The following is a 13,370-nucleotide window of genomic DNA, read 5'->3' as shown; positions in this document are numbered from 1 at the left end:
ATATGTTCTGACGTGCCGTCATAACAATTCTTCCGAGCCTTCCCCGAGTCATTCCTGAGCGCATTTCGGGAGGGACTGGTCGGACATTCTTCGGGACATCTGTCGGGAATGGGAGACAACTGCGGCAATCCCACTTCCGGCCACCCAGGCGCCTGTGACTCCGAGTCCGGGACGTCGGGACACGTCGGCAGCGAGACGTCCGACCCGGGCCCTGTGCTCAGGCGTGAATGGCGGCAGGGTTCCGTCCCAATGGACCAGGGAGTGGGCGAGGAGGTCCTCCGGATGCAGATCAACCCCGGTGAGGACCGAGGCATCGTGGAGTGCTGCCTCCAGCGTGGGGGAAGGCGAGGGCTGGCCGGGACGCCCATGCGAGAGGCGGATGGCGTGGGCCTGTGGACCGTGAGTGGCGCGGACCGATCGATCGACCCAGGACCACTTGGTCGACAGATGCGACAGGGACTTCGCCTCCACGGGGGCGAGCGGGCCGGGTGCGACCAGTAGGCCCTGACCGACGGGCTGCCGGTCCAGACCGGGCGCCTGCACCAGCAGGGTCGTGCGGGCGATGGGGGCTCCGCTCGCGACGACCACGTCCGTGTCGACACCGGGGACGCTCTCCAGCAGGCGCAGGGCTGCGGTGGCGGAGCATGCGAGGACGACACGGGTCGTGGACACCGACCACGGAGGACCAGCTGGGACAGGTTCTGCCGAGGGGGTGGCACCCGGGCGGGTGGGGGCCAATGAGAGACTCCACCATGGCTGGTCCACCCCGTCGGAGGTCGCGGACGGGCGCAGCGCCCGGGCCCCCACACGGGTGAGGACGCGTCCCCCGGCGGCCTCGATCGCCCGGGACAGGCACTCGGTCAGGTGGAACATTCCGCCGTCCACGCCCTGGTCGACGGCGCGACCGGGCCTCCTGTCTCGCAGGAGGGCAATCGCCCCGGCAAGGGATCCACACCGGGCGAGGGCCTCGCGCAGCCCTGGAAGGACTGTGTCCGCGTCGAGACGCTCCGGGTCGGCAGTGTGGATGCCTGCTGTGATCGGGCGGACGAGGCGTTCCACGACGGTGTCTCCCATGCGGGTGGCGACCAGCGAGGCGAGATCGGTGCATTCGGCGCCCACATCGGGACCCATGCGCGCGTCCTCTGCAGCGCGGTGGGCCCCGGCCCGGCCCAGGACTGCGACGACGTCCGGTGCCAAGGGGTCGGCGGGAATCCCGAGCAGTGAACGGGCGGGGAAGTGGTGGAGTGCCCAGCCCCTCCGACGGGGATCGGAGGTCCCCGGCCCGGAGGGAGTGGGTTCGCCCTCGTCGTCGCGCGGTGGGAGGAAGAGCTGTGCCCCACCGCCCCGGGGCGCGATGACCTCCAGGCCCAGCGAGGACACCATGGAGGTGACCTCCGTGCCGCGCACCACGAAGGCCTCGGCGCCGACGTCCATACGGACCCCACCGATGGTCAGCGCCGCGATGAGGCCACCGGTGTAGCCGCGTGCCTCGACGACCAGGGGCCGCAGTCCGTGTCGGGTCATCTCCCAGGCGGCGCTGAGCCCCGCGATGCCACCACCCACGATCACCGCATCCCACTCCTGCTCCAGTGCGTGAGGTTCCGTGGCTCCTGAGGATGCTCCCGTCCTCATGCGGCGTGCACCACCCGCACGATGTGGGTGAGCACCTCGGGATCCGTGTGGGGAGGCACCCCGTGCCCGAGATTGACGACGTGTCCGGGAGCAGAGCGCCCGCGTTCCAGCACCTCCGCCACATGAGCGTCGAGGACCGGGGTCGGGGCACCCAGGTAGGACGGGTCGATGTTGCCCTGCAGGGGGACGTCTCCACCCAGCCGGGCCGAGGCGACGTCGAGTGGATGGTCTCGTCGACGCCGATGGCATCACCGCCGGCCTCGTGCATGGCACCCACCAGCTCACCGGTGCCCGTCCCGAAGTGGATGACGGGGACGGTCTGCCCGGTCGTGGGAGAGACCGCGGCGTGGGCCAGGTCGATGGCGAGTCGCGAATGGGGGGCGACGTGGCGGTGGTAGTCCGTCAGCGGGAGCGAACCAGCCCAGGAGTCGAAGAGCTGGGCCACCGATGCACCTGCCTCGACCTGGGCGGCCATGAAGGCGCCCGTCACCTCGGCGCACCAGTTCATCAGGCGTTCCCAGGAACGTGGGTCGGCATGCATCATCGTGCGTGCCTCCAGCTGGTCACGTGACGGACGCCCGGCCACCATGTAGGCCGCCAGGGTGAAGGGCGCGCCGCCGAAACCGATGAGCGGTGTCCAGCCCGCCGGGTCCCTGTCGGGATGGGGTGTCTCGTCGCGAGGGGGAGTGCCGGGAGTGCCGAGCCTGGACACACATCCGCGCACCGTGGCCACCACGGAGTCCAGACCGCCGGGGTGGGTGGTCAGGTCCGTGCCGCCTTCGATGATTCGCTCGACGTCGAGGGCGGAGCAAACGGGATGGGCCAGGACCGGGCCGGTTCCGGCCACGATGTCCACCTCCACCCCCGCCAGGAGCAGGGGCACCATGATGTCGGAGAACAGCACCGCTGCGTCCACGCCATGGCGGTGCACCGGCTGGAGGGTGGCCTCGATGGCGAGGTCGGGGTCGAGGCAGGTCTCGAGCATCGACGCCGCGGACTGCGCGCGCAGTGCCCGGTACTCGGGCAGTGAACGTCCGGCCTGGCGCATGAACCACACGGGTGGCCGTGAGGGGTGCCTGCCCTGCAGAGCTCGGAGCATCCCCGGGAGACGGGCCGACTCCGGTGTGTCAGTTGCGGGAAGGTCCTCGGCGCCCGCTTTCATCGACGCTCCACTCATGGGGAACTCCTTTTCTGCATATGTGTCAGGAAATGGCGTGCACGGGTACGCCCACCCTTTTCCGGCGCATTGTCAGAAAGGTGCGGCGGGGCAATTCTCCCACGAATTGTGCACCCTCCTTCGGGGAATGGTTGAATGAGTCCACTGTGAGCCTTCACCTGTTCTCCGTCACGCATTCCGAGCAGGGCCTCGATGCCGTCGCCCGAGCGGCGCGGCGCACCCGCGGCTTGGGTGAGGTTCTCCGGGCAGTTGACCATGTCGAGGGTGCCCTGGTCCTGTCCACCTGCAATCGGGTCGACGTCTACACCGACATCCGCGGCCACATCGACGGCATCGACGGCGACAGGATCGACGGCGGTGCCGGTGGGGAGACAGTGGGCAGGGTCTCGGCACTCCTCTCGGCATCGGGTGTCCGCCCGGGACACCACGAGGGCCGGGAGGCGCTCACACACCTCTTCTCCACCGCCTGTGGACTGGACTCCATGGTGGTCGGGGAACGGGAGATCATCGGCCAGATCCGCCGCGCAGCTGAGACCGCCAAGCGTGAGGGATGTCTGAGTGGACCTCTCGCCCGAGTTGTGGAGCAGGCATCGCTCGTGTCGCGGCAGGTGGCCCGTGAGACCCACCTCGCAGGTGATGGGCGTTCGGTTGTCGCCGTCGCGCTGGGGTTGGCCGAGGAGTCCCTGCCGCCCCTGCCGACATGTCGTGTGGTCCTGGTGGGTACGGGCTCCTATGCAGGTGCCGTGGTGGCAGCTCTGCGCGGCCGGGGTGTGCGCGAGATCGGTGTGCACTCCGCGTCGGGTCGTGCCGCCCGCTTCGCCGACAGTCACGGACTGTCCGCTGTCGATGACGTTGCGTTCTCCGGTGCCGTGGCTGGGTCTGATCTCGTGGTGTGCTGCCGGGGGAACGGAGAGCCCGCGCTCACCCGGGAAGTCGTCGCCCCCGCCGTGGAGGGAGGGCGCCTCACCGTCCTGGACCTGGCGATCACCTGCGACGTCGCCCGGGAGGTGGCTGACCTGCCCGGAGTCACACGGATCGACCTCGCACAGGTTCGCGAGGCGGCACCTGCCACATCGGCGCTGGACGAGGAGCTGGCGTGGAACATCGTCAGGAACGGTGTGGAGGACTTTCTGTGCGAGGAGCGGGCGCGTGGGCTGGATCCGGCCATCGTGGCGCTTCGGATGCACATCTCCGACGCCGTCGAGGAAGAGGTGGTGCGGATGACGAACAGGCACGCGGGCATCACCTCGGACCATGAGGCGGAGAGGGCGCTGCGCCACCTTGCCGCGCGCCTCGTCCACGAGCCGTCCCGGAGGGCGCGCGAGGCAGCCGCGCAGGGGCGTTCCGAGCAGTACCTCGAGGCACTGGAGATGGTCTTCGGGATCCACCCGGAGTGAGTCACCGCCCGGCCGCGGCCCTCAATGTGCGGCTTTCCTGCTCTCAGACTCCGTAGGTGGCGATGTAGGCGGCGAGGATGATGCCCAGCCCCAGTACTCCGGAGATGATGCCGGTGATGGCCAGGGGGCTGGTGACACGGGTGCGGCCACTGTCGCTCCGGTCGGCGCGGAAGCTGAATGAACCGATCATCACCAGCAGCAGCCCGATGCCCGCCAGGGCGGATCCGATGATGGTGGCGAGGGGCGTGAACATGTGTCGGTCTCCTGGGTCGGGTGTTGATCGTTGACCAGTCTGCCGCCGCGATGCGGCCGCTGTGGTGGTGCAGGCGTGGCCGGGCGACGTGGCGCGTCAGCGTGAAGCGTTGGCGCGCCTCGCGCGCGCCGAGGGTGTTGTGCGGGCGGCGCGATTTCCCGACGCCTCAGAGGCCGGAGGACGGACACCAGGTCTGACCACTGCGCAACGCGCGGCGACCAGGAAGCACCTGGGGGAGGAGATCGACCGCCGGCTCGCCGAGCGCCACCAGCGTCCCGATGGTGGTGGGGAGGTTCCGTACCGGGAGCGGGGGCGGGGCAGGTGAGCGCCGTTGGGTACGCCCGTGTGTCCACGAGCGATCAGAACCCGGAGGCGCAGACGGACGCGTTGCGCCAGGCGGGGTGTGAGCGGATCTTCGTCGACCACGCGTCGGGGGTGAAGGCATCGCGGCCGCAACTCGATGCTGCTTTGGATTACGTGCGTGCCGGGGACGTCTTGACGGTGTGGCGGTTGGACCGGCTGGGTCGGTCCCTGCCTCACCTGATCGAGGTCGTGCAGGGCTTGGGTGGGCGAGGTGTCGAGTTCCGGTCTTTGACCGAGGAGATTGACACGACGACGCCGACGGGGCGGTTGCTGTTCCACGTGGCGGGGGCGTTCGCTCAGTTCGAGCGGGATCTCGTCCGGGAGCGGACGCACGCGGGCCTTGCGGCTGCCCGGGCTCGCGGCCATGTGGGTGGCCGCCCCACTGTGATGACTCCGGAGCGGTTGCGACAGGCCGAGCGGATGCGTGAGGACGGCCAGACCATTGAGCAGATCGCCGGGGTGTTGGGCGTGGGGCGCTCCAGTGTGAGTCGTGCTCTTTCCCGCGTCCAGAGCCCCCCTTCGTCCTGATAGTTGCCAGCAGGTGCGTGGAGGGTGGCGGTCAAGGGTGTCGCCGCAGGCGGCATCGCGCAGCGACGCGCAGCGCCCTTGAGGGCCACCTGGAGAGCACCATCATCGTGGCATCAGGACAAGGGTCACACCGAAGTGCTTTCATGGACGTAACGGGCAAGAAGGGAGGATGACCGATGGGACTCGCATGGCTCATGATCGCGGGCGTGATCGCCCTAGTTGGGCTCATCCTCATCATCGTGATTTATGTTGGCGGTTCCGCCATCTCGGTGGCGATCGCCGGAGTGATTCGACTTCTGGGCTGGCTAGTAGCTGGCGTCATCCGGCTGGTCGGTTGGATCATCTACGGGTGCCGCCGGCTCATCGACCACATCCGCGATGCTCGACTCTGAGCGCGAGCGAGCTGGGAACGCGGCTGCGCGTTCGGCGCGCGTGAGCTTGAAGACCTTGCCGGCTTCGGTGCGCGACACGTCGCCCGCATCGAGCAGTTCGGTGGCCACCGTGGCCAACGCGGAACTGGCTCGCCGCAGCTCATCGAGCGCCGTCTGAAAGGCGCGCAGACGCTTCTTCTTCGCGCGCAGCTCCGCCTCATCCTGTCGCAGCAGCTCCTCGATGACATCGCCGTCAGGCTTCGTGCTCATGCGCCTTCCTCCTCCTCTGCCGGGCCGCCACCGGCGGCCCATCGTGTGGCCCGCGCGTGTAGCGCAGGCCACTCATCTATGTGCTGATCGAGGGCCGCCTTCGGGCGGCCCTTCCTTCTGCCAGGTCACCCGGCTCGCCGGGTGACCTTTCCCTATCCTAGCGCTCTGACGACCGCAGGTAGTAGACTCACCCTAACGGGGTAGCAAGCATAGCAACTGTTACACAGTTGTTCGCCCTCGATGGACGCTATGGGCTCCGCCCAAACCCGGTAAGGGAGGTGGCATGGCTGAGCAAGGGGCGAAGCGTTCGCGGGCTGTTTTCAAGGGACTTTGGCTCAGCGATGCCGAGTGGAAGCGTGTCCAGCGACGCATGGAGATGGCCGGAGCGCGATCGTTCGCGGAGTATGCGAGGGCCGCTCTGGTGGAGGGAAGGATCGTCGTGCGACGGGTCGCTTTCGATCCAGCGACGCTGCGCGTGGAGTTGTCGAGGATCGGCAACAACGTCAATCAGATCTCGCGTCATGTGAACACTGAGGACGTGGTGACGTTCGAGCAGATGCGCGCTACCCGTGAACTTCTGGAGCAGGTGCAGCGCGCGATCGATGTCGCGATGGAAGCGGGGGCCGAGTGATGGCCATTGTGAAGATGGGACAGATCAAGACCACGCCGGCGAAGGCGTTGGCGTACATCTCGCGACCCGATGCGACGCAGGATGGCCTATGGGTCTCGACGAATGCTGCGGTAGTGGACCCGGCGAGCTGGAGAGCAGTGGCGCACCAGTTCGAGGCCACGAGTGAACGGGTGGGGGTGACGAGTCAACGCGAGGGTAGCGTGCTCGCACACCACGTGATCCAGTCCTTCAAGCCAGGGGAGGTGGTGAGCGTTGAGGAGGCTCATCGCATCGGTGTGCAGCTCGCCGAGCAGATCACCGAGGGACAACACGAGTACGTGATCGCTACTCACCTGGACAAGGGGCATGTTCACAACCACATCATCTTCAACGCGACGAACATGGAGACCGGACGCAAGTTCCGGTGCCAGCGGGACACGATTGGGCGCATCCGAGATCTCTCGGATGGGCTGTGTCGTGAGGCCGGCCTGAGCGTCCTCCCGGTGCCACGACGTGCGACGGGTCAGAGCTTCGGCGACATCTACAAGGTGCTGCGTGGCCAGAGCACTAAGGAGCTGCTGCGCGTCGAGATCGACAAGGCAGCGGCGAAGGCGGGCACGTGGATGGAGTTCGAGCGCGCCCTGGAGCTGGCTGGCATTGAGACGCGTCGGCGCGGAGGACAGGGCGGAACGGTGTCGTTCCGTGAGGAGTCGATGGGGCGCGCGGTGCGCGACTGGAAACTCGGAGAGGCGTACACCGAGGAGTCGATCATGGCGCGCCTGTCTCGTTCGGCGGTGAACCGGATCAGTGTGGATCAGTCGATGATCGTTAACGAGACGCGCGAAACGATGACCGTGCACGTGCCCGGGACCGGACGGCGGCTACGCATGACGGTGGCCAAGAAGCAGGTCGTGCGCCATGGGCGGAGCGTGCGCATCTATTTGCCGGTCGAGGATCGCCACGTGCTCGCGGACCGCAAGGGCAACCTTTCGGCCACAGTGACGACCGGTGGGCTTTACAAGTGGTTCTCCGAGCCGGATGTGGCCGGACTCGGCAAGCAGAAAGACGTGAAGTCGAACGACGCGTTGCAGGTGAAAACTTGGCGCGAATCGCTCGGTGATCTCCACGCGTTGCAGGAGCGAGTCAACGCCAAGAGCCGGTGGTTGGGTGACGGGAACCAGGATGTGCAGTCGGCGCTCGGCGCGGCCACGCAGCGGCTCGCCGACACCAGGGTCGGCTTCCAGACCCGGCTCGTGGCCGCCACCGACATGCTCGTCAACGGTGGTGACAGTGGCGAGGTGGCGGTGCTGCAAGCCGAGCTGCGGCTTGCGGAGCGGGAGATCGACCGGTTGAAGATTGACGTGAGGGCATTGACGACACTGAGCAGAGAGGAGTCGAAGATGGCTGTAGGAGACCGGATCGAGCGCGGCGTCGTTGATCGACGCCGCGAGAACGCACGGAAGGCGGAGCAGACAGCGCAGCAGCTCCGGTACCAGGACCAGGCGAACGACCGGGAGACACCAGGTCACCAGGTCGAGCGCGACGCGGAGAATGACGCACAAGGGGTGCGCACCGACGACCAGCGACGGGACCGCGACGGCGGCACGGGCCGCGATACCGGGCAGACGAGCCTTGCTGACCGCATCGAGGCGGAAGTGCAGCGACGGCGCGGGTCGCGCGGCGACGGGGACGACGGAGAAGATCTCACAGGAAGGAGCCGATGATGGAACTCATCGACGCAGCCAGCGACGAGTCCAAGCAGGTGGCCATCCGGACGACGGAGGCTGTCGTAAAGGGCGCATTCCAGATGGCAGTAAAGGTGTCGAGCGGTGCAGTCCATTTGAGTACCGGCTCGGCCGTGGCGGCGCTTCGCTCTATGCGTAATGCAGCGGCAGCCGCGCTGCACGAGCAGCGCACCACGGGAAAGATCTCGGTGCGGGATTTCGGGCGCACGATCACAGGCTCGCGCGAAGTCGTAGACATCGACGACGCGGCGGTGTCCCGCGAGATGGAGAGCACTCTGAAACGCTACGGGTGCACCTTCGCGGTCGAGCAGGGGACCGACGGCACGAGGACCTTCCACGTGCAAGGCAAAGACGTGCAGGTGGTCGAGCATGCCCTGAGCGTGGCATCCCAACGGGTTGACCAGAAGATCGCCCGCAACGAGACTCGCCGGCACAACGCCGAGAAGATCGAGAAGGGTGTCAGCGGGAAGAAGGCCGAGCGCGAACAGAAGCAGAGCCGCACCAAAGAGCGCGGCCTGGACAATCCCAAGGCGACGCTGGGCAATGACGAAGACGGGCCTACGCGCTCGGGAGCCACACGATAAGGAGACCACCGTGAACCGGACCCGACGCTTCGGCCCCGCAGCCGTGATTCTGACCATGATCGGCGCGCTGGCCGTGTTCTGGCTGGCGGACCGGATCACCCAACACGTGCGCGAGTACCTGGCCGACGGCGGCCCGCTCGCCAACATGCTCGACGGCATCGCCGATGACCTGGCGGCCTCGCCACTGCACGTGTCCACGGCCACCCCCGACCTGATCGGTGGGGCCGTGGCCGCCGGCCTGCTGCTGCTCATCATCTTGTACAACGTGACGAGCCGCACGAACCGCCGACCCGGCGAGGAGCAGGGCTCGGCCGCATGGGCCGGGCCGCGCGACATGGCCCCGCTGAGCACGAAACAACGCAGCCAGCGCATCCAGCTCACGGCCACGGAGGCGCTGAGCATCGACACGCGGACGACCGGGCGCAACCTCAACGTGTGCGTGATCGGCGCGTCGGGCACCGGCAAGACGCGCGGCTACGTGATGCCCAACCTGGAGACGGTGGCGATGTCGAAGGCCATCACCGATCCCAAGGGAGAGATCTTCCGGCGCAGCGGCCGCCACCTGGCCGATCACGGTTACCGGGTGCGGGTCTTCAACCTTGTCGACCCGCAGCGCAGCGGCCACTTCAACGCCATGGCGTACTTCGACCCGGACCAGCCCGAGGCGAGTATCGCCCAGCTCACCGAGTGCATCATCGCCAACACGTCGCCCGAGAAGACCGGGGGCGACGGATTCTGGGAACGGGCCGAGCGCGCGCTGCTCAGCGCGCTCATCGCCTACGTGTGGGCCACCAAGGCGGAAACCAACGGCCAGGAGCCGAGCTTGGTCGATGTGGTGGATCTTCACAAGGAGATGTCCGCCAGCGAGGGCAAGAACGCCGAGGGGTTCCACAGCGTGGTCGATGACCGGTTCGAGGTCGCTCGCGAGGTCGTGGAGGCGTGGAAGAGCACGCCGGGCGGGCACGACGACGAGACCGTCATGAAGGTTCTGGAGTTCGCGTGCCGGCAGTACCGCACGTTCGAGCAGGGTGCCGGGGAGACCAAGAAGTCGATCATCATCTCGCTCGGCGTGCGGCTCGCACCCTTGGACATGAGCGACGTGCGGCGGATCATCGCCGACGACGACCTGGCAATCGACCGCCTGGGCTACGAGCCCACAGCCCTGTTCCTGGCGATCCCCGACACCCACCAGACCTTCAAGTTCGTCGCCGCGATGTTCTGGCAGTCCTTGTTCGAGAAGAACGTGTACCTGGCTGACCACGAGGAGTCCGGGGAGCTGCCGATCCCGGTGCATTGCTTCCTCGACGAGTTCGCCAACATCGGCAAGATCCCGGGATTCCCGATCGTGATGTCCACGATCCGCTCGCGCGGGATCTCCGCCAGCGTGATCGTGCAGTCCTACAAGCAGGGCCAGGCCCTATGGAAGGACGACTGGCCGACGATCGTCGCCAACTGCGATTCGATCCTCTACCTGGGCGGGCGCGACCTCGACACGCTCAAATGGCTCTCCTCGCTCATCGGCGACGAGACAGTGACCACCGAAGATATCTCCCGCAGCTACGGGGCAACAGGGTCGTGGACCCGAGCGCAGCGCACCGTCAAGCGTGCGCTGATGACCCCCGACGAGATCGGCATCATGCCCAACGACCTGGCGCTCCTGCTCGTGCGCGGGCTGCGGCCCTTCAAGTCGCCGAAAGTCAGGACGGCGTAGCGTATGCGTTCTCAACCAAGGCTGCGATGCGAGCGAACACGGTTCTGGTCTCCGGCGGAACGGTGTAGGTCACGGGCCGGCCTTGACGGGCCCGTTCCCGGGGCGGATCGGCGCGCAACAGGCCGCCGATCTCCAGTGCGTTCAGGTCGCGTGCCAGGGACGGTTCGGATGAGGGCAGGGCCGCGCGCAAGTCCTTGGCGGTGAACTCTCCGCCCAGCCGAATGCACGCCAGCAGGATCTCGAAGCGGCGTGGGTTCAGTTGGCCCAGGGCGGCTGCCACTGGTCCGGCGAGGAGGTCATCACTCATGACTCGCATTGTCCCACACCCCCATTGATTTACACTTCTCGTATAGTACAATACGAGAAGTGCCGACAAAGGAGCATCCCCATGGACTTGCTGAACACCATCCTGTCCCTGTTCACGAAGTTCGCCATCATCGGCGGCGGCCTGTGGCTGGTCTGGGGCGCGATCGTCACCGGCGGCGCGCTCAAGGACCACAACGGCCCGCAAATCCAAACCGGCGTCTGGCAGATCGTGGGCGGCGGCCTCATCATCATCGCCGCCGCCGCGCTGTTCCAGCAGATCGCCCTGTAGGCGGAGCGTCCATCGTGGAGGACGCCATCGTCGCCATGCTCAACGCGCTATCCGGGGCCGCCACCGGCAGCACCCAGGATCTCTTGTTGAGCCCGCAGCAATACAACAGCTCGCTCTACCAGGCGGCCATCACCATCCACAACACGGCCGTCAAGCCGATCACGGCGCTCGTGCTGTCGATCATGTTCGTCATCATGTTGGCCAGCAGCTCGACCAGGGTGGAAGGCGATCGGGAGCTGGGCGTGCGGATCATCGCCGCGACGATGTTCAAATGCGCGCTCGTGTTGGTCGTCGCGCAGAATGCGGTCCTCATCCTCAACGCGATCAACAGCATCGCCACCACCGTCGCCAGCACGGCGAACAGCGTTGAGGTCGGGGGCACGGCCGGAGCCGGCGCCCAGATCGGCGATGCGATGCGCGACGACATCGCGGACGCGGGCATGGTCAAGCAGCTTGGCATGCTCGTGATCCTGCTGATCCCGTTTATCGTCGCCGAGATCGGCGGCGTGCTCGCCACCGTCCTCGTGTTCGTCCGCTTCCTCCAGCTCTACATGCTGTCGGCGTTCGCCAGCCTGCCGCTGGCGTTCTTCGGTCACGAGGACACCAAGCAGATCGGCATCGGCTACTTGAAGCGGTATGCCACCACCGCCCTGCAAGGGGTGATGCTCATCATCGCCGTCAAGCTGTACCAGGCACTCCTGGGTGGATGGCTCAGCAACAGCGTGCACTACGACGGCACCACCGACATGTGGAACTTCGTCATCGGCAACTTCGGGAGCTTCTTCGTCGGGCCGGCCGTGCTGATCTTCCTACTGTTCGGCTCGAACTCGCTGGCCAAGGCCATCGTGGGGGAGGGGTGATCGCATGGCACTCGAAATGAAGGTCTACCGCGAAGTCCGCGCCTACGAGGCACGCGTGATGTTCGGGTTGTCCTGGAGACAGCTCGGCGCATTGATTGTTGGCATCGTCGTGGCGGGCAGCGCCTTCGCCGCCATCTCCTACGGCCTGCACGAGGGGGGTGCGACGTGGGAGGACGCGACCAACGTCGCAATGTGGGTCATCTTCCCCATCCTCATTCCCGTGGCCGCCTGGGGCTGGTGGAGACCCAAAGGGCTCAAACCCGAGCAGTTCTTCGGCTACCTCATCCGCCACTACCTCACCGGAAAGGTCCTCACCTATGACGACGCCTACCGTCCCGCCGGGCACTCCGGCACCAGGACAGCAGAAGGCCAACCCGTACCTGAACCCCACGACGCTGCCCAGCCGACGCGAAGCGCCCGACGAGCAACCCGCCGCCAAGAGCGACGGCGGCGTTCGGTGGTTCCTCGCGAGCATCTTCGGACGGCACGAGAAGACCGAGCCGAAGCCAGGAGAGCTGCACGCACGCCGCGCCGGCCGGGTCGGCACTGACAACGCCAGCGCAGGCACGAAGAAGCGCGCCGCCAAGCGGACCCAACAGCTCCTCGGCTACCAGGCCATGCTTCCCAGCGGAGTGGCCTGGCTCGGCGCCGACGAGTGGTCGCTGACTCTGCGGATCAGCGACATCAACTACCTGGCCGCCGAACAGGCGCAGCAGGAGGCCGTGGTCGACCGGTGGGCACGGTTCCTGAACTCGTTCGGTGCCGGCACCCGGTTGGAGATCACCGTCATCAACCGCGTCCTCGACGAGGCCGACGTTGCCCAGCTCGTGCAGAAGCCCCATGCGGGGGACGGCTGGGACGAGTGGCGCGACGACTTCAACCGCATCGTGCGTGGCAAGCTGGCGGCCGCGTCCTCCAACACCGTGACCGAGAAGCTGCTGACGATCACCGTCCAGGAGCCCGACCGAGAGAAGGCCGAGGCGGCTCTCATTCGGCTTGGTCACGAAACCGCCGCCCAGCTCGCCGCCCTCGAGGAAGGCTGCCGGGCCGACATCCTCGACCGCGCCGAACGCCTCGAGGTGATGGCGCACCTGCTGCGCCCCCACGAACTGTTCACGTTCGACGAGGCCGAGTTCGAGCCGAAGAAGCGGATGGCCACCGCTGACTATGTGGCCCCCTGGGCCGTCGAGACCACGGACTCGAAAGGCCCTCTGATCCTGCACAACGGGTCGGGCGACACCTACCACACGGTGCTATGGGTCCGCGATTACCCG

General features: G+C 67.0%; 13 protein-coding genes and 2 pseudogenes. 10 read left to right on the top strand and 5 right to left on the bottom strand.

Going from position 1 to position 13,370, the window contains the following annotated elements; all coding sequences use genetic code 11:
* Nucleotides 1-48 precede the first annotated feature (48 nt).
* Both ACFQWG_RS13870 and ACFQWG_RS13865 read right to left on the bottom strand, forming a co-directional pair.
* Nucleotides 49-1,632 (bottom strand): protoporphyrinogen/coproporphyrinogen oxidase, encoded by a 1,584-nt coding sequence (locus tag ACFQWG_RS13870; RefSeq protein WP_380976433.1) that lies wholly within the window; start codon nt 1,630-1,632, stop codon nt 49-51.
* Nucleotides 1,629-2,680, bottom strand: a pseudogene (locus ACFQWG_RS13865) (uroporphyrinogen decarboxylase). Before ACFQWG_RS13865 ends, ACFQWG_RS13870 begins: the two are co-directional and overlap by 4 nt.
* A 275-nt stretch (nt 2,681-2,955) precedes the next feature.
* Here ACFQWG_RS13865 and ACFQWG_RS13860 point away from each other — a divergent pair.
* Entirely contained in the window at nt 2,956-4,206 is a 1,251-nt protein-coding gene (locus ACFQWG_RS13860; RefSeq protein WP_380976431.1) for a glutamyl-tRNA reductase, read from the top strand.
* 43 nt (nt 4,207-4,249) lie between these two features.
* Here ACFQWG_RS13860 and ACFQWG_RS13855 read toward each other — a convergent pair whose 3' ends face one another.
* Nucleotides 4,250-4,459 carry a hypothetical protein gene (locus ACFQWG_RS13855; RefSeq protein ID WP_380976429.1) on the bottom strand — a complete coding sequence of 70 codons (210 nt, stop codon included), beginning with the start codon at nt 4,457-4,459 and terminating at the stop codon, nt 4,250-4,252.
* Between the two features lie 321 nt (nt 4,460-4,780).
* On the opposite strand from ACFQWG_RS13855, the gene ACFQWG_RS13850 reads away from it, so the two are divergent.
* Complete coding sequence (locus tag ACFQWG_RS13850) at nt 4,781-5,350, top strand: recombinase family protein (RefSeq protein WP_380976427.1); 570 nt, start codon at nt 4,781-4,783, stop codon at nt 5,348-5,350.
* A gap of 305 nt (nt 5,351-5,655) precedes the next feature.
* Here ACFQWG_RS13850 and ACFQWG_RS13845 read toward each other — a convergent pair whose 3' ends face one another.
* On the bottom strand, nt 5,656-5,991 hold the full coding sequence (locus ACFQWG_RS13845) for a hypothetical protein (protein WP_380976425.1): 336 nt from the start codon (nt 5,989-5,991) through the stop codon (nt 5,656-5,658).
* 283 nt (nt 5,992-6,274) lie between these two features.
* Between ACFQWG_RS13845 and mobC the strand changes: the two genes are divergently transcribed.
* The 4 genes from mobC to ACFQWG_RS13825 are packed head-to-tail and all read left to right on the top strand — an operon-like array spanning nt 6,275 to nt 10,641.
* On the top strand, nt 6,275-6,622 hold the full coding sequence (gene mobC, locus ACFQWG_RS13840; RefSeq protein ID WP_380976423.1) for a plasmid mobilization relaxosome protein MobC: 348 nt from the start codon (nt 6,275-6,277) through the stop codon (nt 6,620-6,622).
* Complete coding sequence (locus ACFQWG_RS13835) at nt 6,622-8,325, top strand: relaxase/mobilization nuclease domain-containing protein (protein ID WP_380976421.1); 1,704 nt, start codon at nt 6,622-6,624, stop codon at nt 8,323-8,325. Before mobC ends, ACFQWG_RS13835 begins: the two co-directional genes overlap by 1 nt.
* Nucleotides 8,322-8,930, top strand: a complete 609-nt coding sequence (locus ACFQWG_RS13830; protein ID WP_380976419.1) for a DUF3801 domain-containing protein — start codon at nt 8,322-8,324, stop codon at nt 8,928-8,930. The genes ACFQWG_RS13835 and ACFQWG_RS13830 overlap by 4 nt, the downstream gene beginning before the upstream one ends.
* Before the next feature lie 10 nt (nt 8,931-8,940).
* Nucleotides 8,941-10,641 (top strand): VirD4-like conjugal transfer protein, CD1115 family, encoded by a 1,701-nt coding sequence (locus ACFQWG_RS13825; RefSeq protein ID WP_380976417.1) that lies wholly within the window; start codon nt 8,941-8,943, stop codon nt 10,639-10,641.
* On the opposite strand, the gene ACFQWG_RS13820 is transcribed toward ACFQWG_RS13825, so the two are convergent.
* Complete coding sequence (locus tag ACFQWG_RS13820; RefSeq protein ID WP_380976415.1) at nt 10,628-10,948, bottom strand: hypothetical protein; 321 nt, start codon at nt 10,946-10,948, stop codon at nt 10,628-10,630. The two genes, ACFQWG_RS13825 and ACFQWG_RS13820, sit on opposite strands and share 14 nt — an antisense overlap.
* 81 nt (nt 10,949-11,029) lie before the next feature.
* Between ACFQWG_RS13820 and ACFQWG_RS13815 the strand changes: the two genes are divergently transcribed.
* The 4 genes and pseudogenes from ACFQWG_RS13815 to ACFQWG_RS13800 all read left to right on the top strand — a co-directional run.
* The gene (locus ACFQWG_RS13815) at nt 11,030-11,236 is read left to right on the top strand and encodes a hypothetical protein (RefSeq protein ID WP_380976413.1); all 207 of its coding nucleotides are present in this window, start codon (nt 11,030-11,032) and stop codon (nt 11,234-11,236) included.
* Nucleotides 11,237-11,250: 14 nt separating this feature from the next.
* Nucleotides 11,251-12,096, top strand: coding sequence for a hypothetical protein (locus ACFQWG_RS13810; RefSeq protein WP_380976411.1), 846 nt, complete (start codon nt 11,251-11,253; stop codon nt 12,094-12,096).
* 4 nt (nt 12,097-12,100) lie between these two features.
* Nucleotides 12,101-12,355: pseudogene (locus tag ACFQWG_RS13805) on the top strand (PrgI family protein); the annotation flags it as partial.
* A 58-nt stretch (nt 12,356-12,413) separates the two neighbouring features.
* Nucleotides 12,414-13,370 (top strand): hypothetical protein (locus tag ACFQWG_RS13800; RefSeq protein ID WP_380976482.1); only part of this gene is annotated, 957 nt, incomplete at its 3' end.

The organism is Schaalia naturae (assembly GCF_042665795.1).
GTDB classification, from domain to species: domain Bacteria; phylum Actinomycetota; class Actinomycetes; order Actinomycetales; family Actinomycetaceae; genus Pauljensenia; species Pauljensenia naturae.
Note: the sequence above shows the minus strand (reverse complement) of the source record. Positions and strands in the feature narration are given on the sequence as shown.